Origin of the sequence: Rhodococcus sp. DK176 (assembly GCF_038447315.2) — a bacterium.
GTDB classification, from domain to species: Bacteria; Actinomycetota; Actinomycetes; order Mycobacteriales; family Mycobacteriaceae; genus Rhodococcus_F; species Rhodococcus_F jostii_A.
Window position 1 is genome coordinate 6635708 of sequence record NZ_CP118321.2, and the last position, 25349, is coordinate 6661056.

Below are 25349 nucleotides of genomic sequence, written 5' to 3' on the forward strand. Positions count from 1 at the left end.
GGTCAGCAGTCGATCACGAGCCAGCCGCCGTGGTGCTCGAACACCTCGAACGGGCGTCCCGTCGATTCACCGAGCTTCGTGAGCGACGGGGTGTCGAACGTGCGGATGTGTCCGTGGCAGGCCGTTGCCTCGTCCTCGTAGGGGACGGCGACGACAACCCGCTCGCGGGCAACGCGGAGGGCTTCGGATATCACTGCGGCCCCGATGTTTTCGTCGACGTGTTCGAGGAGGTGGATTGCGGTGACGGTGTCGGCGCTGTTGTCGGGAACCGGCACGTGCGCGGCGTCGCAGACGAGGGTGCGCAGATCGAGGCCGAGTTGCAGTGCCACGGCGTCGAGGAGGGTCATGGTGCCGGGCAGGATGTCGGTTGCCGTGACGGACCGACCGGCGCGGGCGAGTCGGAGCGGAAGGAATCCGAAGCACGACCCGAGGTCGAGGACCGAACCGCGGACCAGTTGTTCCGCCTTCTCGTGGATCGGTGCGAAGTCGGCGGCGCCGTCCAGCAGTTCGTTCATGGAGTTGCGGTAGTAGACGGTCCACGCTTCGAGCGCACCGTCGACGGTAGAGCGAACCAGTCCCACCATGGTCGATTCGAATTCGTCCTGGCCGAAGTCGGCGTCCTCGATGGACGCGGTGACCGAGGCGACGAGTCGTTCGCTCAGATCGTCGGGTGTCAGGGCGTGCGTCACCCGCAGCTGGTCGCCGTCACGGGTGAGTGTGAGCGGCCCGGCCGCGACCCGCTCGACCGTGACATGACCATGTGACCACAGCCCGGATTCGCACGGTGCAAGGGAGTCGAAAGGGGGCGTGTCGAGAGTGGAAGTCATTCGAGGCAACCTTGCCGAGAGGTGATGGCGGGAGTGGGTCAGGTTCGGGTGTCGGGCTCGCCGAGGGAACTCAGCCCATCGTAGAGCGATTGCATTCCGCTGGCGAGTAGTTCGTTCAGTTCGAGCGAATCGTCGTCGAGCCACTGCTCGTACGCCGACATCGCAACGCCGAGTAGAAGATAGCCGACTGTCCGGGGAACGTGGTCGGTCGGTGAGGTTCCGAGCCGGCTCGCGACGTACTCGGCGATGACGTTGCGCCACCCTTCGTACATCACCACCGAATACGCCTGCAGGGCGGGGACTCGCAGGATCAGCCCCATGCGTTTGCGGTGGTTGCGTTCCTCGCTCGCGGGAAACGCGTTGAACTGTAGGAGTGCTGCGGTGAGTCCGTCGACGATCGGGATGTCGTCGGGTTGCGCTGCGAGTTGGGCGCGCATTTCGGCGAGGTGAGCGTCGAAGTCTCCCCACGGGATCGCGTTCTTGGACGGGAAGTAGCGGAAGAGGGTGCGTCGGGCGATGCCCGACGCTTCGGCGACTTCGTCGACGCTGGTGGCGTCGAACCCCTGTTCCGTGAACAGTTCGATCCCGACGGTGCTGATCCGATCCTGCGTTGTGGACGGGCGTCGCCCTATCCGACTGGATGGTTTTCGACGACTTCTCAATTTCGTCCCCTCCCGATCTGTCATTCTGCACTCGATGCCATTACAGTGGTGAGGCGAGTCACAGGGACGGTCTCCTATGACGGGGAACATCCCTCCGGCTCGCGCCGTATCACCGAACAGTAGGAGGAAATCATGTCGGATCGCGACAACAACGTGCTGGAAAACGACTTGGTCGAGGAATCCCTGGTGGAAGAGGTCTCGATCGACGGCATGTGCGGCGTGTACTGATCATGTCCGCTCCAGCTTCTCCTTCAGTGGCCGGCAACGCCGGTATCGATCTCGATGTGGGCTGGAAGCTTCATCCGCAGGTGGCGCTGCGTCCCGAACCTTTCGGGGCGCTGCTCTACCACTTCGGGACGCGCAAGCTGTCGTTCCTGAAGAACCGCACGATCGTCGCGGTGGTCGAAGCGCTTCCCTCACACGCCGACGCCCGGTCCGCACTGCGGGCGCAGGGTATCGGGGACGACGCTGCCGCGCAGTATGCGCGAGCGCTCGGCACGTTGGCCGAGTCGCACATGATCGTCCCCGCCTGACCAGCTCTCTCCACCCGTACCAGAGGACACAGCCCATGACCTCCATGCTCGAAAGGCCTTCCGCCCCGGTCGGCCGCCTCGTCGACCAGTTCGAACTCGGTCTCGACGCCCCGATCTGCCTCACCTGGGAGTTGACCTACGCGTGCAACCTGTCGTGTGTGCACTGTCTGTCCTCCTCCGGCCGACGTGACCCGCGGGAGTTGAGCACCGAGCAGTGCAAGTCGATCATCGACGAACTGCAGCGTATGCAGGTTTTCTATGTGAACATCGGCGGCGGTGAGCCGACGGTTCGCTCGGACTTCTGGGAGCTGGTCGACTACGCGACGGCCCACCAGGTGGGGGTGAAGTTCTCCACGAACGGGGTGAAGATCGACAAGAAGGTCGCCGCCCGGCTCGCGGCCAGCGACTACGTCGACGTGCAGATCTCCCTCGACGGTGCGACGGCCGAGGTCAACGACGCCGTCCGTGGTCCGGGTTCGTTCGCGATGGCGGTGCGGGCACTCGAGAATCTGTCCGAGGCGGGTTTCAAGGACGCCAAGATCTCCGTGGTGGTTACCCGGCACAACGTGTCCCAGCTCGACGACTTCAAGGCCCTCGCCGACAAGTACGGCGCCACCCTGCGCATCACCCGGCTGCGACCGTCGGGGCGCGGCGCGGACGTGTGGGACGAACTGCATCCCACGCAGGCGCAGCAGCGCGAGCTGTACAACTGGCTGGTCGCCAACGGAGAGGGTGTGCTCACCGGCGACTCCTTCTTCCACCTGTCCGCGTACGGCGATGCGTTGCCCGGTCTGAACCTGTGCGGCGCCGGACGGGTGGTGTGCCTGATCGACCCGATCGGCGACGTCTACGCCTGCCCGTTCGCGATCCACGAGCAGTTCCTCGCGGGAAACATCGTGGCGGACGGCGGTTTCCAGCAGGTGTGGCAGACGTCGGAGCTGTTCCAGGAGCTGCGGTCCCCGCAGACCGGTGGCGCGTGCAGCAAGTGCAACCACTACGACTCCTGCCGCGGCGGATGCATGGCCGCGAAGTTCTTCACCGGGCTGCCGATGGACGGCCCGGACCCCGAATGTGTGATCGGCAACGGCGAACTGGCGTTGGCTGCCGCGGGGGAGATCCCGAAATCCAGTGTCGACCATTCCCGCACCGGCCAGCGCCGGACTCCGCGGGCGCCGGTTCCGTTGACGCTGATGGTGCGTCCGCCGGCAAAGATTTGTGACGAGAACCCGCTTGCGGGCATGGACCAGACGTAAGTCGTCTGCCAGGTACGAGAGGTATTGCCATGGGTAAGAATCCGTTCTTCGAGACGGTGGCGGAGGCTCAGCGTCGCGCGAAGAAGCGCCTGCCGAAGTCGGTGTACGCGGCGCTGATCGCCGGTTCCGAGCGGGGCGTGACGGTCGACGACAACATCGCGGCGTTCGCCGAGTTGGGGTTCGCCCCGCACGTCGTCGGTTTGTCCGACAAGCGTGAGCTGTCGACGACCGTGATGGGTCAGCCGATTTCGCTGCCCGTCGTGATCTCCCCGACCGGTGTGCAGGCGGTGCACCCCGATGGCGAGGTCGCGGTCGCGCGTGCGGCGGCGGCACGGGGAACGGCGATCGGTCTGAGTTCGTTCGCGAGCAAGTCGATCGAGGAGGTCACGGCGGCCAATCCTCAGACGTTCTTCCAGATGTACTGGGTCGGCACCCGGGACGTGTTGATCCAGCGGATGGAACGCGCCCGCGCCGCCGGGGCGACCGGCCTGATCATCACCACCGACTGGTCGTTCTCGTACGGACGCGACTGGGGTAGCCCGGCGATTCCCGAGAAGATGGACCTCAAGGCGATGCTCCAGTTCGCCCCGGAGGGCATCGCCCGTCCGAAGTGGTTGTACGAGTTCGCGAAGACCCGCAAGATCCCGGATCTGACCACCCCGAACCTGGCGCAGCCCGGTCAGGAACCGCCCACGTTCTTCGGCGCCTACGGCGAGTGGATGCAGACGCCGTTGCCGACGTGGGACGACATCGCGTGGCTGCGCGAGCAGTGGGGCGGGCCGTTCATGCTCAAGGGTGTCATGCGGGTCGACGACGCCAAGCGCGCCGTCGACGCCGGCGTCACCGCGATCTCCGTGTCGAATCACGGCGGCAACAACCTCGACGGCACCCCGGCGCCGATCCGCGCGCTGCCCGCCATCGCGGAGGCCGTCGGCGACCAGGTCGAGGTGCTTCTCGACGGTGGTATCCGCCGCGGTAGCGACGTCGTGAAGGCCGTCGCGCTCGGTGCGAGGGCGGTCATGATCGGCCGCGCGTACCTGTGGGGCCTCTCGGCGAACGGTCAGGCCGGCGTCGAGAACGTTCTCGACGTCCTCCGCGGAGGTATCGACTCGGCGCTGCTCGGGCTGGGTCATTCGTCCATCCACGACCTCACGCCGTCCGACGTCGTGATCCCGCCCGGATTCGCCCGTGTGCTCGGCGCCGAATCCTGACCGACGAACGGCGTAGATGTCTGCGCAACTGACGGACCCGATCACCCTGGCCGGACGCCACGCCCCGGCCAGGGTGCTTCTGGGTCCGCACCCCACCAATCTCGGTGCGGGAAGAGCGCTTTCCTCGCGGCACGTCGCGTACTACGAGCGTCGGGCGCGTGGTGGTGCGGGGATCGTCGTCACCGAGGTGGCGTCGGTCCATGCGTCCGACTGGCCGTACGAGCGGGCGCCGCTGGCGTCCGACTGCGTCGGCGGCTGGCGGGACGTGGTCGCTGCGTGCCGCCCGCACGGCACGCTGGTGCTGGCCGGACTGGGGCACACCGGACTGCAGGGGTCGAGTGCGTATTCGCAGGCGGTGCTGTGGGGACCGTCGGGCATTGCCGACGTGATCTCCCGTGAGATGCCGATGCAGATGGAGCGGGCGGAGATCGACGGTCTCGTCGAGGGCTTCCGTGCCGCGGCCGCCGCGGCCGTGTCCGCGGACGTGGACGGTGTCGAGCTCGACGCGGGACCGAGAGGGATACTGCGGCAGTTCCATTCGAACCTCACCAATGTGCGCGATGACGCGTACGGCGCCGACCCGCTGCGCCTCACCCGGGAGGTCCTCGCCGCCGTCCGCGACGAGCTGGGCCCCGGCCGGGTCCTGTCGCTCCGCCTGAGCTGCGACGAGGCGACGTCCTGGGCGGGGATCACGCCGTCGATCGCCGCCGGACACGCACGAGAAGTTGCCGAGGATCTCGACCTGCTCGTGGTGGTCCGGGGCGGACCGATGACGCCGAACGCGTACCGCCCCGACTTCCACCGGCCACCCTCGTTCAACACCGAGCTCTGCCGGGACATCCGCGCCGCTGTCGCGGGCGTGGTCCCGGTCGTTCTCCAGGGCAGCGTCGTCGATCCGGCCGACGCCCGGCAGGCGCTCGACGAGGGCGTCGCCGACGTCGTCGAGATGACGCGTGCCCAGATCGCCGACCCGGATCTCGTCGTCAAGATTCGGCGCGGTGCGGCGCCGCGGCCGTGCGTCCTGTGCAATCAGACGTGCCAGGTGCTCGACCCCCGCAATCCGGTGGTCACGTGTGTCGGTAATCCGACGGCCGGGCACGAGACCGTCGATCCCGTCGAGGACACCGCCGAGGTGGCCACCGGCGCGGTCCTGGTGGTCGGCGGCGGCCCGGCCGGTCTCGAGGCGGCGCGAGTGCTGGCCCTGCGCGGTCACCGCGTCACCGTGGCGGACGCGTCGGCCAGGCTCGGCGGGATGGTGCGGGCAGCCGTAGGTGCGCCGCACCTCGGAGCGCTCACCGATTGGCTCGAGAACGAATGCCGCAGCCTCGGAGTCGAATTCCGTCTCGGAACCGCTGTCTCGGACGCCGACATCGACGCCGCGGAACGCGCGGGCGCGACGGTAATCCTCGCGACCGGCAGCAGGCCCCGCCCGTTGCCGTTTCCCGCCAAGGGGAACGTCCGGTGCGTCGGCGCCGCGGATCTGCTGGACAGGGGACCGCCGACGAAGGGGCCCCATGTCGTCTTCGACCCGGTCGGCGGACCGGTCGGCGTGGCAGTCGCCGAATGGCTCGCGGCGCAGGGGCGCGACGTGAGCATCGTGACCCAGGACTCCGTGGCCGGCTCGCGACTCGGCATGACCGGAGATCTCGCCGATGCCAACACCCGGATGCAACGAGCCGGGGTGACGCGCCACCTCGACAGTCGCATCGTCTCGATCGGCGACGACGGCATGCGTATCCGCAACCGGTACACCGCCGAAGAGTCGGTGGTGCCGTGCACCGTGCTGATCGACTGCTCACACCGCCTCTCCGAGGACACACTCGGCTCGTCGCGTCCGGATGCGGTGCGGATCGGCGACTGCGTGGCCCCCCGCACACTGCTCGAGGCCGTCCGGGAGGGTCGCGCCGAGGCGCTGACCTGGACCGCGCACAGGCAGAACGAGTTCGACCACCATCCGTTCACCCTCGTCAACGAGAGATAGGTCATTTCATGGGACAGTTCGACGGCAAGGTCGCGTTCATCACCGGGGCTGCCCGTGGGCAGGGACGGACGCACGCGGTGCGGTTGGCGCGCGATGGTGCGGCGATCATCGCCGTGGACATCTGCGGGCCGGTGTCGGAGTACAACAGTTACGAGCCGGCGACGCCGGACGACCTGGCCGAGACGGTGCGGCTCGTGGAATCCGAGGGTGGCAAGATTCTCGCCGAGCAGGCGGACGTGCGTGACAGTGCGCAACTGAAGGCTGTCGTCGACCGGGGAGTCGAACAGTTCGGCCGGCTCGACATCGTGATCGCGAACGCCGGGATCTGCAATTGGAACCGCTTCTGGGAGATGCCCGACGAGCAGTGGGAGACGTTGATCGACGTGAACCTCACCGGGGCGTGGAAGACGCTGAAGGCTGCGGTGCCTGCGCTGATCGAGGGAGGTCGCGGGGGTTCGATCATCGTGATCAGCTCCGTCGCGGGCATCAAGCCGTTGCCGGGGCAGGCGAATTACGCCGCCTCCAAGTTCGGGCTCGTCGGACTTACCCAGACCGCGGCAAAGGAACTGGGCGAATACGGGATTCGGGTGAACTCCGTTCACCCGTACGGGGTGAAGACTCCGATGGGCACCGATCCGGGCAGCCTCGTGATACTCGAGAAGCACCCGCACTACCTGTCGAGCTTCGGCACCATCCTCACCGAGCACCCGCTGGCCGACACCGACGACATCACCGATGCGGTGCTGTGGCTGGCCGGCGACGGTTCGCGGAGGGTCACGGGCAGTCAGGTCGCCGTCGACATGGGCAACACCAAGGTGTGAGCACCTCCGCGTACCGCCACCTGTTCACCCGATTGCGTCTGGGGCCGCTGACCCTGCGCAATCGGGTGGTCTTCTCCGCGCACCTCACGGGGTACGCCGTGGACGGCCTGCCCACCGCGCAGCACGCCGCCTACTATGCGGCGCGCGCGAAGGGCGGTGCCGGCCTGATCGTCTCCGAGGAGCACGCCACCCATCCGGGCGACTGGCCGTACGAGAAGGTGATCGCCGGCTACCGGCCGGAGGTCGTCCCGGGGTACCGGCGGATCACCGACGCGGTTCACCAGCACGGAGTCCCGATCCTGGCTCAGGTCAACCACAACGGTGGCCAGGGGTCGAGCATGTACTCGCGGCGGCCGCTGTGGGCGCCGAGCGCAGTCCCCGATCCACTGTTCCGCGAAGTTCCCAAGGCGGTCGATCAGCGGGAGATCCGGACCCTCGTCGACGGGTACGCGCGCGTGGCCGAGCATTGCGTCCGAGGCGGATTCGACGGGATCGAACTGCAGTGCTCCCATTCGTCGCTGGTGCGCAGTTTTCTCGCCCCCGCCACGAACCAGCGCACGGACGATTACGGGGGATCGTTGGAGAACCGGGCCCGGTTCCTCCTCGAGGTCGTCGAGGCCGTGCGCGTCGCGATCGGTCCGGATCGCGCACTCGGGGTGAGGCTCGCGGGGGAGGATCTGTTCGACGGTGGAGTCCGCCTCGACGAGGCGGTGGAGGTGGCCGCTCTGGTCGAGGCGGGCGGCCGTGTCGACTACATCAACACGTCCATCGGGATGGCCACCGAGACGCTCCACATGATCGAGGCGTCCATGGCCGTCCCTCGCGGGTACGCGCTGTTCGTCCCGAACGCGATCCGGCAACGGGTCGGTCTTCCCGTGGTCGGTGTCGGCCGATTCTCCGATCCGCACCAGGCCGACCAGGCTCTGGACGAGGGGCACTGTGACCTGATCGGGGTGGTGCGCGGCCAGATCGCGGACCCGGATTTCGCGGCGAAGGCCCTGGCCGGCGAAGAAGGAAGCATCCGAACGTGCCTGGCGTGCAATCAGGAATGCATCGGACGTATGGGGCTCGGCCGGTGGCTCGGGTGCGTCGTCAACCCGCGCGCGGGCAGGGAATCGGTCCTGCTGCCCGAACCGACGGTTCCCGGCAGGCGGGTCTTCGTGGTCGGCGGTGGACCGGCCGGGCTGAAGGCCGCGGCGACCGCGGCGCAGCGGGGGCACGACGTGACCCTGTTCGAACGCGCGACGGTTCTCGGCGGCCAGGTCCGGACGGCTGCCGTCGTCCCGGGGCGCCGTGACTTCCTCGACTTGGTCGTCGATCTGGAATCGGAATGCGTTCGGCGCGGTGTGGATGTGCGGACCGGCACCGACGCGACCGCCGGGGCGCTGATGCAGGGACGTCCCGACGTGGTGGTGCTCGCGACCGGGGCGCGTCCGCGCCGACCGCGCTGGGCGGGCGCGTCGGACCGGGTGGTGGACGTGCGGGACGTGCTGGAGGGCCGCGCGCGTCCGGCCGGGACGGTGCTGGTGGTCGACGAATTGGGATTCCATCAGGGCACGTCCGTCGCGGAGTTCGTCGCCGACGCCGGGTGTGCCGTCACGATCTGCACACCGGGGATGATCGTCGGCCAGGACCTCGGCATCACGCTGGACCTCGAGGGCTGGAACCGGCGGGCGCACGACAAGGGCATCACGCAGGTGACGGACGTGGTGCCGACCGGGTGCGAGGCCGTCGACGGAGGGCGGCTCGCGGTCACGCTCCTGCATCATCCGACCGGTGAGTCGCGGCAGCTCACCGTCGACTGGGTGGTGTCCTCGGCGCATCAGCAGCCGGAGGAAGAGCTCTGGAAAGACCTGGCCGACAGAGGTATCGAGGTTCATCGCATAGGCGATGCCCTGGCTCCGCGCCGCGCGCATTCCGCCGTCATCGAGGGGGAGCGGGTTGCGCTCGCGCTCTAGCGCCCGCAGCGGCCGGTTCCGCATCGCCTAGCATCGGTGGATGCCCCATTCCGGACACCTCGACGACGCGGTGTGGCCCGAACTCGTGTCCCGCGTGTCGACGGTGGTGGTCCCGGTCGGCTCTCTCGAGCAGCACGGACCGCATCTGCCGCTCGACACCGACACCGCCATCGCCGACGCCGTGTGCCGCGCGCTGCCGCACGTACTGGTGGCGCCCCCGATCGCCTACGGAGCCAGCGGCGAGCACGAAGGGTTTCCCGGGACGGTCTCGCTCGGGTCGGAGGCGCTCGAAACCGTGCTGGTCGAGTACGGCAGGTCCGCGTGCCGGTGGGCCGACCGCGTGCTGTTCGTCAATGGGCACGGAGGGAACGGGCCCGCGCTGGTCAAGGCTGTCGCCTTGCTTCGGTACGAGGCACGCGATGTGGCTTGGGTGCCGTGTGCGGTACCCGGGGCGGACGCCCATGCCGGGCGTACGGAAACGTCCTTGTTGCTACACCTTTCACCCGCTCGAGTGAGGTTGTCCAGGGCTGAAGCCGGTAATACGGAACCTGTTGCGAGGTTGATGCCAAGACTGCGCGAAGGCGGTATGGTCGCCGTGTCGGCCAACGGCGTGCTCGGTGACCCGACGGGCGCTACGGCCGCGGAGGGGGCGCAGATCTTCGGCGTACTCGTCCACGCAGTCACCAAGGCACTGGCCCGGTGGGAACCGGGCCCCGATGGAAGGCTCCGGTCGGAACCGGGCGCCGATGGGAGGCTCCAATGACCCGCACGGGCGTCCTCGAGTTGCCGAGGGCGGATTTCCGGCATGCCGACGCGACTAATTTCCGGCATGCTCTGCCAGCGCTCTCCGATCCGCATACGATCGACTGATGCGCCAAGCTCGACTTCCCGACGGATTCGGGATCCGAATCGACCCCAAGGTACGCGCATATTCCGGAGGTCGCGTGCTCATCGGCGGTTCGCCGACTCGGATGCTGAAGCTGGCGCCCACCGCGGCGGCCATGATCGGAGACGGCTACCTCGAGGTCGTCGATCCGCAGTCCGCGGTCGTCGCACGCCGCCTCCTCGATTCGGGGGTCGCCAACCCGCGCCCCATGAGTACTCCGTCGCCCCGGGATGTCACCGTTGTCATTCCGGTGAAGAACAACGCGTCGGGGCTGCACCGGGTGCTGGCCTCGCTCCGCGGACTCGAGGTGGTCGTCGTCGACGACGGCTCCGACGTCCCGATCGTCGCCCCCGTGCTGCAGAACGGGTGCGGTGGCCACGTCACCGTCCTGCGCCACGAGACGGCCAAGGGGCCGGCCGCGGCCCGGAACACCGGTCTGCGTTACGCCGCAACTCCGTTCGTGGCGTTCCTCGACTCGGACGTCCTGCCGCGCACCGGCTGGATCGAGGTCATGCTCGGCCACTTCAGCGATCCCGCAGTCGCACTTGTCGCCCCGAGGATAGTGGCGCTCGAACCCGACGCGAGCACACTCGCGCGGTACGAGCACGCCCGCTCCTCCCTCGACCTCGGACGTAAGGAGTCCGCGGTCCAGTCCGGTGGCCCGGTGTCGTACGTCCCGAGCGCCGCGATGATCGCCCGCCGCGAAGTGCTCGACGAGTTCGGCGGCTTCGACGAGTCGATGCACGTGGCGGAGGACGTCGACCTGTGCTGGCGACTCCAGGAGTCCGGCTGGCGACTGCGGTACGAGCCCGTGGCCCACGTTGCGCACGATCACCGTGTGACGTTCGGAAAGTGGTTCGACCGCAAGCTGTTCTACGGCACCGGTGCGGCGCCGCTGGCGGCAAGGCATTCGGGGATGGTTCCCCCGCTGTCGATGTCGCCGTGGACGTTCTTCGCGTGCCTCGCCGCCGCCACGTGCACCCGGCTCGGCCTGCTCGGCGCCGTCGCCACACTCGCGATGATGCTGATGCGCCTGCGCCGCATGTTCACCGGACTCGACCAGCCGACCCGCATCGCCGCGATCCTCGCGGCCCAGGGTTTCGCCGGCGGTGCCTGGCAGCTGGCGTCCGCGATGTGTCGCCACTATTGGCCGATCACACTGCTGGCGGTGCTGCTCTCGAAACGGATTCGCCGTATCGCGCTCGCGATCGCCGTCGCCGAGGGCGTCGCCGATTGGGTGACCCACCGGGCGCCCGGAGGGCTGGGACCGGTGCGGCACACGGTGTTCAAGCGGATCGACGACGTCGCGTACGGCGCCGGGCTCTGGAAGGGCGCCATCACCGCCCGCGACCTCGACGCATTGAAGCCCCGGTTGAAGTCGTAGTGGCCGATCCGATTCGCGCCGCCGAAGTCGTGGTCGTCGGCGGCGGTTCGAGTGGATGTGTGGTGGCCGCCCGGCTCAGCGAGAATCCCGGACGATCGGTTCTGCTCCTCGAGTCCGGGCCCGGCTACCGAACGGTGTCCGACTGTCCCGTGCTCGACTACCGGACGCTGCCGGTCGGTCCGGGTAGCGCGTTCGCCGAGACGTACGGCGTGGAGTTGGCCCCGAGCGTTCCGTCGGCCATGGTGCGGGGACACGTCCTCGGTGGTTCGGGCGCCGTCAACGGCGCCTATTTCGTCCGTGGGACGGAAGCGGATTTCCGGCACTGGCCCGCGTCGTGGTCATACGAGCACGTGCTGCCCGCCTTCCGGGCACTCGAGCGTGACGCCGACTTCGACGACTCCCGGCACGGCACGACCGGACCGATGCCCGTTCGCAGGCAGCCCGCGGAGCGGCTGAGCGAGATCAGCGCGGCGTTCCGCGCCGCGGCGCTCGGTGCAGGACATCCCGAGGAACCCGACAAGAACAGCGCGGGCGCAGGCGGGGTCGGTCCGGTGCCCCTGAACGTCGACGGCGGCCACCGTGTCAGTACGGCAGTGGCGTACCTGCTGCCGGCGTGGAAGCGGCCCAATCTGACGGTCGAAGCGAATTCCGACGTCGTCCGAATTCTGTTCTCCGGTAACGAGACCGTCGGGGTGGAGGTGGAGTCGGACGGGGTGCGGCGCACGGTCCGCACCGGTCGGGTCGTGCTGGCGGCAGGTCCTGTCGAAACCCCGGTGCTGCTGATGCTTTCGGGGATTGGTCCGGCAGAACACCTGAAGGACAACGGCATTCCCGTCGTCCTCGACGCGCCCGGTGTCGGCAGCGACTTCAGTGATCACCCCGAAGTGGCTCTGCCGTACCGTATCCGGGACTCGCTCCGCCGCAATGACACCAGTCCGGTCGTCGAAACGGTGCTGAATGTCGGCGACCTCGAAATCCGTCCGTACACGGCGCCGTTCGACGTGCTCGTCCCCGGATCCGGGCAGCCCGACCCGATCCTCGGGATCGGGCTCATGGTGACGGACAGTCGGGGCGACATCCGGCTCACGTCGGGGCGCCGCCGGGACCGTCCCCGAATCGAATACCGCTACGCGCAATCCGCCGCCGACCGCCGGGCGCTGCGCGAGGGGCAGGCCATCGGGCTGGAACTGCTCCGCTCACCGGAACTCGGCCCGCTGCTCGAGCCGTTGTCCCGGGAGGTGTCCGACCGCGCGGTGCTCGCCCACCTGGGGACGTCGCTGCACCTGTGCGGCAGTTGCCGGATGGGCGGACGCGACGACGCGGGCGCGGTGGTGGACGAGTGGTGCAACGTCCGCGGAATGGAAGGGCTGACCATCGCCGACACCTCGGTGTTCCCGGTGGTCCCGAGCCGTGGGCCGCACGCCACGGCGGTGATGGTCGCCGAGCGCGTCAGTACGTTCCTGGGGGAGTGACCGAGGGGACGACACAGGCCCGTGTGACGCGGGTTACAGTAGGCAGAGACGCCGTGGAGGAGTTCGATGCAAAGTCAACCGCCCACAGGGGGCAATCCGTGGGTCGCCGTGCGCCCGGGAGACGACGTCGCGATGCTGGCACGCAGGGTGTCGTCGGCGCATCAGTTGTTCGTCGAGCGTCACGCACCCGCCGGTCGTGCCCCGGACGGTGACGGGAATTCCGTTCGTTCCGTCATCCTCGACTCGTGGTTGCGCAGTACCAGCAAGGGAGTGAACCCGGACGGGTCGGCCCGCGCGGTCGATCTGGCGGCCGCGGATCTCGCCGCGTACCGGGCGTCGCACCCGATGTCGATCATCCGCCCGGTGGTCCGCAAGCTTCTCGTCGAGGACGCCGCCGACACCGGGCTGCTCGTGGCCATCACGGACGAGAAGGGTCAGCTGCTGTGGGTCGAGGGCGATTCGTCCGCCAAGGACCGCGCACTGGAGATGAACTTCGTCGAGGGCGCCGACTGGAGTGAGGACACCGTCGGCACCAACGCCCCGGGTACCGCGCTGGCGCTCGACCATTGCGTGCAGATCTTCGGTGCCGAGCATTTCAGTCGCTCGGTGCACGACTGGAGTTGTTCGGCGGCGCCCGTCCACGACCCCGCGACCGGGCTGATCGTCGGGGCCATCGACATCACCGGTGGTCCGCGGGTGGCGGTGCCCGAGGTGCTCTCGCTGATCAGGGCGACCGTCGCGGCGGCCGAGGCGGAGTTGCGACTGCACCAGCTGCGTTCGCCGCACCCGCTCGTCGAGACGGTATTGCGGTTGGAGGTGCTGGGATCGGGACGGCCGACTCTGGTCCGTGGGCCCGAACGCATCCCGCTGTCGCAGCGGCACGCGGAGATCCTCCTGCTTCTGGCGGAGCACCCCGAAGGCCTGAGTTCCGACCGCCTCGCGGTGCTGCTCGACGAGAACGAACTCGACGCCGTCACCATTCGTGCCGAGATGTCGCGCCTGCGTAAGGTTTTCGGTCCCGCAAACCTCGGTTCGCGGCCCTATCGGCTGCTCGCCGAGTTGACGTCGGACGTCCGGCAGGTTCGCGGAGCCCTGGACCGTGGCGAGCTCACCGCCGCCCTCGACGTGTACTCGGGCCCGGTCCTTCCCGGGTCGGAGGCGCCCGGGGTCGAGGATCTTCGCAACGAGTTGCGGGCACGCGTCCAGGCGGCGCTGCTGCGGGAAGGTGATCAACGGTTGCTCGCCAAATGGACCACGTCCGTCCACGGCCGCGAGGACGTCGCCGCATGGGAGGCGTACCTGGCGGGCCTCGACCCGCGTTCGCCCCTGTATTCCCAGGTCAAGTCCAGGATTGATCTGTTCGATCAGCAGTACGCAACGTAGTTGCAACGGTACGGTCCCTAGTGTTGTGAGTCACACCCAGTTCCACCCGAGTTTCACGACACCAGGGAGTTATCGATGACCGTGTATGCCCGCCCGGGTTCGCCGGACGCCGTCATGTCCTTCCAATCGCGTTACGACAACTGGATCGGCGGCCAGTGGGTTGCGCCCGTCAAGGGCCAGTACTTCGAGAATCCGACACCCGTCACCGGACAGCCGTTTTGCGAGGTCGCGCGTTCGACGTCCGAGGACATCGAACTTGCGCTCGACGCCGCACACGCTGCGGCCCCGGCCTGGGGCAAGACGTCGGTGGCGGAGCGCGCCATCATCCTGAACAAGATCGCGGACCGCATCGAGGAGAACCTCGAGTCCATCGCGCTCGCCGAGTCCTGGGACAACGGCAAGCCGATCCGCGAGACCCTGAACGCCGACATTCCGCTGGCCGTCGACCACTTCCGCTACTTCGCCGGCGCGATCCGGGCGCAGGAAGGCGCACTGTCGGAGATCGACTCCGACACCGTCGCCTACCACTTCCACGAGCCGCTCGGCGTCGTCGGCCAGATCATCCCCTGGAACTTCCCGATCCTCATGGCCGTGTGGAAGCTCGCTCCCGCACTCGCCGCGGGCAACGCGGTCGTCCTCAAGCCCGCCGAGCAGACCCCGGCGTCGATCCTGCACCTGATCTCCGTCATCGGCGACCTGCTGCCCGCCGGTGTGGTGAACATCGTCAACGGATTCGGTGTGGAGGCGGGCAAGCCGCTCGCCTCGAGCCCGCGGATCCGGAAGATCGCGTTCACCGGTGAGACCACCACGGGCCGGCTCATCATGCAGTACGCGTCGCAGAACCTGATCCCGGTCACCCTCGAACTCGGTGGCAAGAGCCCCAACATCTTCTTCTCCGACGTGCTGTCCTCCAACGACGACTACCAGGACAAGGCGCTCGAGGGCTTCACGATGTTCGCCCTCAACCAGGGCGAGGTGTGCACCTGCCCGTCGCGTTCGCTGATCCAGGAGGACATCTTCGACGAGTTCCTCGCGATGGCGGCCATCCGCACCAAGGCCGTCCGTCAGGGCGACCCGCTCGACACCGACACGATGATCGGCGCGCAGGCCTCGAACGATCAGCTCGAGAAGATCCTGTCGTACATCGAGATCGGCAAGGGCGAAGGCGCCAAGGTCGTCACCGGCGGTGAGCGCGCCGAACTCGGCGGCGACCTGTCCGGCGGCTACTACGTGCAGCCGACGATCTTCACCGGTCAGAACAAGATGCGGATCTTCCAGGAGGAGATCTTCGGTCCCGTCGTCTCCGTCACGTCGTTCAAGGACTACGACCAGGCCATCGAGATCGCCAACGACACGCTGTACGGCCTCGGCGCCGGCGTGTGGTCGCGGGACGGTGGCGTCGCCTACCGCGCCGGTCGCGACATCCAGGCCGGGCGCGTGTGGACCAACACGTACCACCAGTACCCCGCGCACGCGGCGTTCGGTGGCTACAAGCAGTCCGGCATCGGCCGCGAGAACCACCTGATGATGCTCGAGCACTACCAGCAGACGAAGAACCTGCTGGTCAGCTACGCCCAGAAGGCTCAGGGCTTCTTCTGATGGACGCAGCCCGGGCGCCTCAGCGCCTGAAGGCAACCGCCGGGGCGGTGGAGCTTCTCCGCCGCCTCGGCGGTACCCACGGGGCGCTGATGATGCATCAGTCCGGCGGGTGCTGCGACGGCTCCGCGCCGATGTGTTACCCCGACGGTGAATTCATCGTCGGCGACCGCGACGTGCTGCTCGGCGTCCTCGACCTGCGACTCGGGGTCGGGGAGACCCCGTCCACCCGGCCCGAAGGCGGCGATGCGGTGCCCGTGTGGATCTCCGGTTCGCAGTTCGAGGCGTGGAAGCACACCCAGCTGGTGCTCGACGTCGTGCCCGGCCGCGGATCGGGATTCAGCCTGGAAAGTCCCGAAGGCATGCGTTTTCTCAGTCGCGCGCGTGCGTTCACCCCGGAGGAGAACGCCAGCCTCGCCGCGGAGGAGGTCATCGTGGGTCAGCGGTGGGAGCAGGGCTGGAGGCCCGCGCCGTCCCCCGAACCGCAAGTGGTCGCCGAAGCCGTCGACGCATGTCCCGTGCCCGCCCGCCGCCCGGGCCCGTAGCGCCCCGCAGTGCACTACGACCTAGGTTTTTACGTCGTGGTCATGATTCGCTGACACGACGTGTACACAACTCGTTCACCATTGGCCTCGGCCGTTCGATCCCGCTCCACGAGCGGGGCGGGCGAGGCACCATTCGGATCGACGTAGGGGACGGAATGTCACTCGTAGAACCATCCAAGAATTCCGGAACCGGGCAACATCACGATGCTGCCGATTTCCACTCGGAAGACAGCAGCTATCTGGAAAAACGCACGCTCCGTAAGGGTTCGGCGGGCTGGGTGCTGCTCGCCGGCCTCGGTGTCAGTTACGTGATCTCCGGCGACTACGCCGGATGGAACAACGGACTGGCCGAGGGCGGATTCGGCGGCCTGCTGATCGCCGGCGTCGTCATCGCGGGCATGTACCTGGCCATGGTGCTGGGCATGGCCGAGATGTCGTCCGCCCTGCCCGCCGCCGGCGGCGGTTACACGTTCGCGCGGCGCGCACTCGGGCCGTGGGGCGGATTCGCCACCGGCACGGCCATTCTCATCGAATACGCGATCGCGCCCGCCGCCATCGCGACCTTCATCGGCAGCTACGTCGAGTCACTGAACCTGTTCGGTATCACCGACGGGTGGTGGGTGTACCTGGCGGTCTACGCCATCTTCATCGGAATCCATCTGACCGGCGCCGGCGAGGCACTCAAGGCCATGTTCGTCATCACGGCGATCGCACTGGTCGGTCTCGTGATCTTCGCGGTCTCCGCGATCGGCCTGTTCGACGCGGGCAACCTCACCGACATCGCGGCGACCGATGCGGTGGGAGCGTCGAGTTTCCTGCCCTTCGGTGCATTCGGTATCTGGGCCGCCGTCCCGTTCGCCATCTGGTTCTTCCTCGCCGTCGAAGGCGTGCCGCTGGCCGCGGAGGAAGCCCGCGAGCCGGAGAAGGACGTGCCGCGCGGAATCATCATCAGCATGCTCATCCTCATCGTCACGGGGGCGGCTGTCCTGTTCCTCGCTACCGGAGCGCTGGGTGCCGAGAGTCTGTCGACGTCCGGCAATCCGCTGGTCGAGGCGCTCGGTGACGGAACCGCGGCGAAGGTCGTCAACTACATCGGACTGGCCGGCCTCGTCGCCAGCTTCTTCTCGATCATGTACGCCTACTCGCGGCAGACGTTCGCGCTGTCCCGCGCCGGTTACCTTCCCAAGAACCTGTCGATCACCAACTCGCGGAAGGCGCCCACGCTCGCCCTCATCGTGCCGGGCGTCATCGGGTTCGTACTGTCGCTCACCGGTGAAGGCGCAATGCTGCTGAACATGGCGGTGTTCGGCGCGGCCGTCAGCTACGTGCTGATGATGGTCAGCCACATCGTCCTCCGCAGGCGTGAGCCGGAGATGAAGCGGCCGTACCGCACCCCGGGGGGCATCGTCACCACGTCGTTCGCGCTCGTCATCGCGGCCGCCGCGGTGATCGCCACCTTCCTCGTCGATCCGGTCGCCGCACTCTGGACGCTGATCGCTTTCGCGGCCTTCATGGCGTACTTCGGCCTGTACAGCCGCCATCACCTCGTTGCCAATTCGCCCGACGAGGAGTTTGCTGTTCTTGCGAAGGCAGAGGAAGACCTGGAATGACCACCTACAGTCACGGAGTCGCGGGAACCGGGTACACGTTCGACGGTCTCGTCGACCTCATGGCCAAGGCGACACCGCTCCGCAGCGGCGACGAACTGGCCGGGTGCGCGGCGTCCTCCGACGCCGAACGCGCCGCCGCGCAATGGGCGCTGGCCGACGTCCCGCTCGGCACGTTCCTGAACGAACTCGTCGTTCCCTACGAGGACGACGAGGTCACGAGGCTCATCATCGACTCGCACGACCGGGTCGCGTTCGGCGAGATCTCCCATCTCACCGTCGGCGGCCTGCGCGACTGGCTGCTGGACGTCGCGGCGCGAGACGGTGCGGCCGAGACCTTCCGTCGCGTCGCCCCGGGGCTGACACCGGAGATGGTCGCGGCGGTCAGCAAGATCATGCGCAACCAGGACCTCATCGCGGTCGCGCGGGCCGTCACCGTCACCGCGGGGTTCCGGACGACGCTCGGCGTACCGGGGCACCTGGGAACCCGGCTGCAGCCCAACCATCCCACCGACGACCCGCGTGGAATCGCGGCCGCCACGCTCGACGGCCTGCTGCTCGGCTGCGGTGACGCCGTCATCGGGATCAACCCGGCCACCGATTCGCCGCACGCCACCGCGGAACTGCTCCACCTCCTCGACGACATCCGTCAGCGCTTCGACATTCCGGCGCAGTCGTGCGTGCTGTCGCACGTGACCACCACGATGGGCCTGATCGAGGAAGGCGTTCCCGTCGACCTCGTGTTCCAGTCCATCGCCGGAACACAGGGCGCCAATTCGAGTTTCGGTGTGGACATTTCGCTGCTCCGAGAGGCCAACGCGGCCGGTCGGTCCCTGAAACGCGGCACCGTCGGCGACAACGTCATGTACCTCGAAACCGGTCAGGGCTCGGCGCTCAGTGCGGGCGCCCACCTCGGCACGGGCGGCAGGCCCGTCGACCAGCAGACCCTCGAGACCAGGGCGTACGCGGTGGCCCGTGATCTCGAACCGCTGCTGATCAATACGGTGGTCGGGTTCATCGGTCCGGAGTACCTGTACGACGGCAAGCAGATCATCAGGGCCGGGCTCGAGGACCACTTCTGCGGAAAGCTCCTGGGCCTGCCGATGGGTGTCGACGTCTGTTACACCAATCACGCCGAGGCCGACCAGGACGACATGGACACGCTGCTCACCCTGCTCGGTGTCGCAGGCGCGGCCTTCGTCATCGCGGTACCCGGTGCGGACGACGTCATGCTCGGGTACCAGAGTCTGTCGTTCCACGACGTGCTGTACGCGCGCCAGGTGCTCGGACTCAGGCCGGCACCGGAATTCGAGGACTGGATGCGCCGTCTCGGCATGGTCGACGACGCGGGACGGGTCCTGCCGGTCGACGCCGCGGCGTCGCCGCTGCGGGCACTGACGGTGGCACGATGAGCGATCCTGTGGTGCAAGACTTCTGGGCGGAACTGCGGGCCACGACGCAGGCGCGCATCGGACTCGGCCGCACCGGTGACGCCCTGCCCACGCAGCGCGTCCTCGAGTTCCGGTCGGCGCACGCCGCCGCACGTGACGCCGTCCACCAGCCGCTCGACGCGGAGGCGCTGGCCGAGCAGGTCGAGGCCGTGGGCCTGGGCAGGCCGGTGGTCGTCACGAGTCAGGCATCGGACCGCAGCGAATACCTGCGCCGGCCCGACCTGGGCCGCACGCCGGCCGACCTGTCCGCGGTTCCCGCGGTGACGGCCGAGGTCGGATTCGTCCTCGCCGACGGGTTGTCGCCGCGGGCGCTCACCGATCACGGGGTGTCCCTGCTGTCCGCGCTGGTCGACGAATTCGGCGGGACGTACTCGCTGGCGCCGCCGGTGATCGCGACCCAGGCCCGGGTGGCGCTCGGTGACCACATCGCGCAGGCACTCGGCGTGCAGACGCTCGTCCTGCTGATCGGGGAGCGGCCGGGGCTGTCGGTGGCCGACAGCGTCGGCGTCTATCTCACGCACCTCCCGCGTCCCGGACGCACCGACGCGGACCGGAACTGCGTGTCCAACATCCACCCACCCGAGGGGCTCGGCTACGAACTCGCAGCCCGCGTCGTGGCGGGTCTCGTGTCCGGTGCCAGGAAACTGGGCCGGTCCGGAGTGGAGTTGAAGGACACCTCCCGTGCCGATGCGCTCGCAGCCCCCTCGGAGATCCTCGAACTGTAGTCGTGTTATCTAAAGGGCGGCAGGTCCGACCGGGCCTGCGGAGAACCGCCCTGGACGGGGTGTGACGAGGAGAGATCTATGGCCTTCGCTGGCAATGTGGACGAGCTGGCCCTGCTGCAGGCGGTCCGGTTGAAAGAGCAGGTCAGCGCGTCTGTTCTGGCCGAGCATCTCGGGGTGAGCGCCGCGTCCGCGCAGGCCGCCTACGACGCGCTGCTCACACAGGGCAAGGCGCAGGAAGCCTCGGACGGCCGGATCGAGCTCACCGACGCCGGACTGTCGGAACTCGAGGATCAACTTGACGCCGAGCGGGTGTCCATCGACGAGGACTCCATCGCGGAGGTGTACGAGAGCTTCGTGCCGTTCCACGAGGAGTTCGTCGGACTGATCGATTCGGCCGACGCCGATCAGCTGGCCGACCTGGACCGACGTGCGTCGGTCGTGTTCGACGACCTGTCGGCGTTCGTGCCCCGGTTGTCCCGCTACCAGGACCTGTTCGCCGATGCTCTCGCGAAAGTCACTGCGGGGGAGACGAAGTGGATCTCGGAACCCGTGATCGACTCGTACGCCACCGTGTGGACCGAACTCCGCACGGAGCTGCTCGGCGCGTCCGGCACCGCCGAGTGACGTGACGCGCGTCACCACCCCCCCTATTCGGGGGTGGTGGCGCAGTGAGCCGGATCACTACTTTTCCTCTCATCCGGGATACGCCCACCAGGGTGTTCCCCACGGACCACGGAGGAATCGAGTGACCACAGTCTCCAACTCGGGTGCGGGAGCCCCCCACGCCCCCACGCCGGTGCGCCAGGGCGGTACCAGCGTCCGCAAGGTGGCCATCGCCAGCGGCATCGGCACGACCATCGAGTTCTACGACTTCTTCATCTACGGCACCGCCGCAGCCCTGGTGTTCCCCACGGTGTTCTTTCCCGCCCTCGGCTCCACCGCAGGCACCGTCGCCTCCTTCGCGACCTTCGCCGTCGCGTTCGTCGCCAGGCCCGTGGGTGCCATGCTGTTCGGCCACTACGGAGACCGGATCGGACGTAAGAAGACGCTGATCTCCACGCTCATCCTGATGGGTGTCTCGACGTTCCTGATCGGCCTGCTGCCCGGTGCCGCGACGATCGGGGTCGCGGCACCGATCCTGCTGGTGCTGCTGCGTTTCGGTCAGGGATTCGCCGTCGGCGGCGAATGGGCGGGCGCCACACTGCTGACGGCGGAGTACGCACCCCCGGGTAAGCGCGGCCTCTACGCGATGTTCCCGCAACTCGGCCCCGCGGTGGCCTTCATCCTCTCCAGCGCCACGTTCCTCGTCACCGGCACCCTGCTCGGCGACACCAACGAGGTCTTCCTCGAGTTCGGGTGGCGGATTCCCTTCCTGTTCAGCGCCGTCCTTGTCGGCATCGGCCTCTACATGCGACTGGCGATCGAGGAGACACCGGTGTTCCGCGCGGCCCAGCTTGCCGACCGTGCCGACGCGGCCCCGCGGACCCTCCCGCTGATGGACGCCTGGCGGTACCAGACAAAGGAGATCCTCCTCTCCGCCGGCGCGCTCGCTACACTCTTCGCGTTCTTCTACATGGGCACAGCGTTTCTCACCAGCTACGGCACCAAGACCCTCGGATTCAGCCGCCCGTTCGTGCTGACGGTCGGGATCGCCTCGGCCGTGGTCTTCGGATTCACGATCGTCGTCTCGGCTCTGTACTCGGACCGGATCGGGCGCCGACGGGTCATCATGATCTCCTGCGGACTGGCCGTCGTGTGGGCGCTCGCACTGTTCCCCCTGCTCGACACCGGTTCACCCGTCGCGTTCACGATCGGCGTGATGGTCACGCTCGCCATCTTCGGAATCGCCTACGGCCCCTGCGGCGCCCTGCTTCCCGAAATGTTCCAGACGCGCTACCGCTACACCGGCGCCGGCCTCGGCTACAACCTCGCCGGCGTGCTCGGCGGCGCGGTGCCGCCGCTGATCGCCGCGCCGCTGGCGTCCGCGTACGGCAGCGCCGCGATCGGCGTGATGCTCGCCGTCCTCGGCGTGGTCAGCCTGCTGTGCACGAAAGCCCTGGTGGAAACGAAAGACGACGCGCTCTGACAGGGCCGGCGAGGGGTGTCCGGACTTCGCACAGATACCGGCGCCCCTCGCCGTGCAGTATGCCCTGGATCACATCAACCAAGAGTAAGTTCGACCGCGGAAGGGCCTTCGGGTCTGCCCGTCCCGTAGGTGCCCGAACGGGCTCCTGGAGAGGAAGAGTGATGACAACCCCGCTTCCCAGCTACACCAACGGCGTGTGGGACGCCCCGATGCTCGGCGACACCATCGGAGACAACTTCGACCGGACCGTGGCAGCCCACGGCGATCGTGACGCCCTGGTCGACCGGCCCTCGGGACGGCGGTGGACGTACGCCGAACTGAGGCGGGACGTCGACGCCGTGGCGGCGGGGTTGCTGAAGCGGGGAATCGGGAAGGGCGACCGGGTGGGGATCTGGGCGCCGAACTGCCCGGAGTGGACGCTGATCCAGTTCGCGACGGCCAAGATCGGCGCCGTGCTCGTCAACATCAACCCCGCCTACCGGGCGCACGAGTTGAAGTACGTGCTCGACCAGGCCGGTATCCGCCTGCTGGTGTCGGCGCCCGAATTCAAGTCGTCCGACTATGCGGCCATGATCGAGGAGGTCCGGCCGCAGTGCCCCGACCTCGAGATGGTGGTGCTCCTCGGGAGTGCCGAGTGGAGCCGGCTGGCGTCGGACGGCATGGCTGCGCACGAGGCCGACCCGGCGCTGCTGCCTGCCGCGCAGGCGGCCCTGTCCTCGGACGATCCGATCAATATTCAATACACCTCGGGGACAACCGGATTCCCCAAAGGGGCGACGCTCAGCCACCACAACATCCTGAACAACGGGTACTTCGTCGGCGAGCTGTGCCACTACACGGAGAACGACCGCGTCTGCATCCCGGTGCCGTTCTACCACTGCTTCGGCATGGTGATGGGCAACCTGGCGTGCACGAGTCACGGCGCGACCATGATCATTCCGGGGCCGTCCTTCGACCCGACAGCCACGCTGCAGGCCGTCGAAGCGGAGAAGTGCACGTCGCTGTACGGGGTGCCGACGATGTTCATCGCCGAACTCGCCGAACCGGACTTCGCATCGTTCGACCTGTCGAGTCTGCGGACCGGAATCATGGCCGGGTCACCCTGCCCGGTGGAGGTGATGAAGCAGGTCATCGAACAGATGGGAATGGCCGAGGTCTCCATCTGTTACGGCATGACCGAGACGTCGCCGGTGTCGTTGCAGACCCGGTCGGACGACACGATCGATCAGCGCGTGTCGACGGTCGGCCGGGTCGGCCCGCACCTCGAGGTCAAGATCGTCGATCCGGCAACGGGGTTGACCGTTCCGCGGGGCACGCCGGGCGAGCTCTGCACCCGGGGTTACTCGGTGATGCTCGGGTACTGGAACAACCCGGAGAAGACCGCGGAAGCGATCGACGCCGGACGGTGGATGCACACCGGTGACATCGGTGTGATGGATTCGGACGGCTACGTCGCGATCACCGGGCGGATCAAGGACATGGTCATCCGCGGTGGCGAGAACGTCTATCCCCGCGAGATCGAGGAGTTCCTGTACACGCATCCGGACATCCTCGACGCCCAGGTCATCGGGGTGCCGGACGCGAAGTACGGCGAGGAACTGATGGTGTGGGTGCGGATGAAGGACGGTGCCGAGCCCCTGGACGCGGCGAAGGTGCGCGAATTCTGCACCGGGAAGCTCGCCCACTACAAGATCCCGAAGTACGTGCACGTCGTCGACGAGTTCCCGATGACGGTGACCGGCAAGGTGCGCAAGGTCGAGATGCGCGAGCAGTCCCTCGACCTGATCGGGCGCACCTGACCCGTCTCGTCATCTGGTCCGCAGCAACGTCGCGACGGCGTCCTGCCCGCGCCGCTCGGCATGCTGCAGGGCCGTGCGGCCGTCCGCGTCCTCGATGGAAGGATCGGCGCCCGCGTCGAGCAGCAGGCGGACGACGTCCTGATACCGCTCGGAGCCGTCGCCGTAGACCACGGCCTCGAGCAGGGCCGTCCAGCCCGGCTCGTTGACGTGGTTGATCGGCACGCCGGCCTCGATCAGCATCCGCACGGTGTCGACGTGGCCGTGCTCGGCCGCCGGGATCAGCGCGGTTCCGCCGAACCGGTTGATGCTGGTGACGTCGGCGCCGGCGTCGAGGGTGAGCGCGAGAATCTCGTTCAGTCCCTCCGCGCCGGCGTACAGGAACGCCGAGTCCTCGCGGGCGTTCTTCGCGTCGACGTCCGCTCCGGCGTCGATCAGCGTCCGCGCGGCGGCGACGTCGTCACGGACGACGGCGTCGAACAGCGCGTGTTCCAGTTCGGGCGTCGACACGGGGGCTGCTCTTCAACCGAGCGTCCCGGCGATCGCGTCGAGCCCGGCGGCCGCGCACGCCTGATCCCGCATTCCGTCGGGCGCGCCGCCGACGCCGATACCCGCGATCGACCCGCCGGCCGACTTCACGCTCACCCCGCCTGCGAGGAACAAGGTGCCGGGAAGGTCGGCGACCGTCGCGCCGTCGCCCTTGGCCCGTTCGCTCAGATCGCTGGTGTTCGCGCCGAACGCGGCAGCGGTGTACGCCTTCTGGCGGGCCGCCTCCACGGTGTGCTGAGCGGCATTGTCCCCGCGCAACATGGCGTGCACGTTGCCGGCACGATCGACCACCGACACGGTGACGAAGCCGAGCCCGTCGGCCTGGCACTTCGCGAGCGCCGCCTGCGCGGCGGCCTGCGCTGTGCCGATACCGAGACGGTTCTGGCTCACCACGCCGTCCGCACCGTCGATCGGGGCAGGCGCGGCGGCGGTCGCGAGCGGAGTGGACGTCGGACTCGCCTCGTCGGACGCGGACGTGCCGCACGCCGAGGTGGCGACGATCGCGGCGAGCGGGACTGTGATCGCCAGAACGCGGGGCAGGCGGTGGAAGGTGCGCATCGGAAGGCCTTTCGGGAAGTGACGAGCTGACGTGACCAGCCTGGCCCGGCGGTGCCGGTGACTGC

The 25349-nt window shown here is 68.1% G+C and carries 23 protein-coding genes; 19 read left to right on the forward strand and 4 right to left on the reverse strand.

The genetic code is table 11. The features are described from left to right. Positions 1–2: 2 nt before the first annotated feature. Together mftM and mftR are read right to left on the reverse strand one after the other, a co-directional pair. A complete protein-coding gene (gene mftM, locus PSR88_RS30850; protein ID WP_016883271.1) occupies positions 3–827 on the reverse strand; it encodes a mycofactocin oligosaccharide methyltransferase MftM in 825 nt (274 codons plus the stop codon). A gap of 38 nt (positions 828–865) precedes the next feature. Then, a complete protein-coding gene (gene mftR, locus PSR88_RS30855) occupies positions 866–1489 on the reverse strand; it encodes a mycofactocin system transcriptional regulator (protein WP_029539479.1) in 624 nt (207 codons plus the stop codon). Between the two features lie 132 nt (positions 1490–1621). Between mftR and mftA the strand changes: the two genes are divergently transcribed. From mftA to PSR88_RS30950, 19 genes are all read left to right on the forward strand, one after another. Continuing rightward, positions 1622–1717, forward strand: a complete 96-nt coding sequence (gene mftA / locus PSR88_RS30860) for a mycofactocin precursor MftA (RefSeq protein WP_005573048.1) — start codon at positions 1622–1624, stop codon at positions 1715–1717. Between the two features lie 2 nt (positions 1718–1719). Then, entirely contained in the window at positions 1720–2022 is a 303-nt protein-coding gene (gene mftB / locus PSR88_RS30865; RefSeq protein WP_081437482.1) for a mycofactocin biosynthesis chaperone MftB, read from the forward strand. 35 nt (positions 2023–2057) lie between these two features. Next, positions 2058–3275 carry a mycofactocin radical SAM maturase gene (gene mftC / locus PSR88_RS30870; RefSeq protein ID WP_007295767.1) on the forward strand — a complete coding sequence of 406 codons (1218 nt, stop codon included), beginning with the start codon at positions 2058–2060 and terminating at the stop codon, positions 3273–3275. A 29-nt stretch (positions 3276–3304) separates the two neighbouring features. Next, positions 3305–4486 (forward strand): pre-mycofactocin synthase MftD, encoded by a 1182-nt coding sequence (gene mftD / locus PSR88_RS30875; protein WP_009479311.1) that lies wholly within the window; start codon positions 3305–3307, stop codon positions 4484–4486. Between the two features lie 16 nt (positions 4487–4502). Further along, positions 4503–6467: a mycofactocin system FadH/OYE family oxidoreductase 1 gene (locus tag PSR88_RS30880; protein WP_016883270.1), complete on the forward strand. Its 1965-nt coding sequence runs from the start codon at positions 4503–4505 to the stop codon at positions 6465–6467. A gap of 8 nt (positions 6468–6475) precedes the next feature. Then, positions 6476–7288, forward strand: a complete 813-nt coding sequence (locus tag PSR88_RS30885; protein ID WP_009479313.1) for a mycofactocin-coupled SDR family oxidoreductase — start codon at positions 6476–6478, stop codon at positions 7286–7288. After that, positions 7285–9246 (forward strand): mycofactocin system FadH/OYE family oxidoreductase 2, encoded by a 1962-nt coding sequence (locus PSR88_RS30890; protein ID WP_016883269.1) that lies wholly within the window; start codon positions 7285–7287, stop codon positions 9244–9246. The genes PSR88_RS30885 and PSR88_RS30890 overlap by 4 nt, the downstream gene beginning before the upstream one ends. 40 nt (positions 9247–9286) lie before the next feature. Continuing rightward, positions 9287–10009: a mycofactocin biosynthesis peptidyl-dipeptidase MftE gene (gene mftE, locus PSR88_RS30895; protein ID WP_009479315.1), complete on the forward strand. Its 723-nt coding sequence runs from the start codon at positions 9287–9289 to the stop codon at positions 10007–10009. 106 nt (positions 10010–10115) lie between these two features. After that, positions 10116–11516 carry a mycofactocin biosynthesis glycosyltransferase MftF gene (gene mftF / locus PSR88_RS30900; protein ID WP_016883268.1) on the forward strand — a complete coding sequence of 467 codons (1401 nt, stop codon included), beginning with the start codon at positions 10116–10118 and terminating at the stop codon, positions 11514–11516. Then, a complete protein-coding gene (gene mftG, locus PSR88_RS30905; RefSeq protein ID WP_016883267.1) occupies positions 11516–12988 on the forward strand; it encodes a mycofactocin system GMC family oxidoreductase MftG in 1473 nt (490 codons plus the stop codon). The genes mftF and mftG overlap by 1 nt, the downstream gene beginning before the upstream one ends. A 66-nt stretch (positions 12989–13054) precedes the next feature. Further along, complete coding sequence (locus PSR88_RS30910) at positions 13055–14371, forward strand: helix-turn-helix domain-containing protein (protein ID WP_011598116.1); 1317 nt, start codon at positions 13055–13057, stop codon at positions 14369–14371. Between the two features lie 75 nt (positions 14372–14446). After that, positions 14447–15970, forward strand: coding sequence for an aldehyde dehydrogenase (gene adh / locus PSR88_RS30915; protein ID WP_009479319.1), 1524 nt, complete (start codon positions 14447–14449; stop codon positions 15968–15970). Next, the gene (locus PSR88_RS30920; RefSeq protein WP_016883266.1) at positions 15970–16512 is read left to right on the forward strand and encodes a DUF779 domain-containing protein; all 543 of its coding nucleotides are present in this window, start codon (positions 15970–15972) and stop codon (positions 16510–16512) included. Before adh ends, PSR88_RS30920 begins: the two co-directional genes overlap by 1 nt. Before the next feature lie 155 nt (positions 16513–16667). Next, positions 16668–18122: an ethanolamine permease gene (gene eat, locus PSR88_RS30925; RefSeq protein ID WP_016883265.1), complete on the forward strand. Its 1455-nt coding sequence runs from the start codon at positions 16668–16670 to the stop codon at positions 18120–18122. Continuing rightward, positions 18119–19531 (forward strand): ethanolamine ammonia-lyase subunit EutB, encoded by a 1413-nt coding sequence (locus PSR88_RS30930; protein ID WP_009479322.1) that lies wholly within the window; start codon positions 18119–18121, stop codon positions 19529–19531. Before eat ends, PSR88_RS30930 begins: the two co-directional genes overlap by 4 nt. Then, complete coding sequence (gene eutC, locus PSR88_RS30935; RefSeq protein ID WP_011598118.1) at positions 19528–20295, forward strand: ethanolamine ammonia-lyase subunit EutC; 768 nt, start codon at positions 19528–19530, stop codon at positions 20293–20295. The genes PSR88_RS30930 and eutC overlap by 4 nt, the downstream gene beginning before the upstream one ends. Positions 20296–20373: 78 nt before the next feature. After that, positions 20374–20919 carry a hypothetical protein gene (locus tag PSR88_RS30940; RefSeq protein ID WP_016883264.1) on the forward strand — a complete coding sequence of 182 codons (546 nt, stop codon included), beginning with the start codon at positions 20374–20376 and terminating at the stop codon, positions 20917–20919. A gap of 121 nt (positions 20920–21040) precedes the next feature. Then, complete coding sequence (locus PSR88_RS30945; protein WP_011598120.1) at positions 21041–22381, forward strand: MFS transporter; 1341 nt, start codon at positions 21041–21043, stop codon at positions 22379–22381. A 161-nt stretch (positions 22382–22542) separates the two neighbouring features. Then, positions 22543–24180 carry an AMP-binding protein gene (locus tag PSR88_RS30950; protein WP_011598121.1) on the forward strand — a complete coding sequence of 546 codons (1638 nt, stop codon included), beginning with the start codon at positions 22543–22545 and terminating at the stop codon, positions 24178–24180. Positions 24181–24189: 9 nt separating this feature from the next. Here PSR88_RS30950 and PSR88_RS30955 read toward each other — a convergent pair whose 3' ends face one another. Further along, entirely contained in the window at positions 24190–24687 is a 498-nt protein-coding gene (locus tag PSR88_RS30955; protein ID WP_009479327.1) for an ankyrin repeat domain-containing protein, read from the reverse strand. Between the two features lie 12 nt (positions 24688–24699). After that, positions 24700–25284: a GlcG/HbpS family heme-binding protein gene (locus PSR88_RS30960; RefSeq protein ID WP_016883263.1), complete on the reverse strand. Its 585-nt coding sequence runs from the start codon at positions 25282–25284 to the stop codon at positions 24700–24702. Positions 25285–25349: the final 65 nt, after the last annotated feature.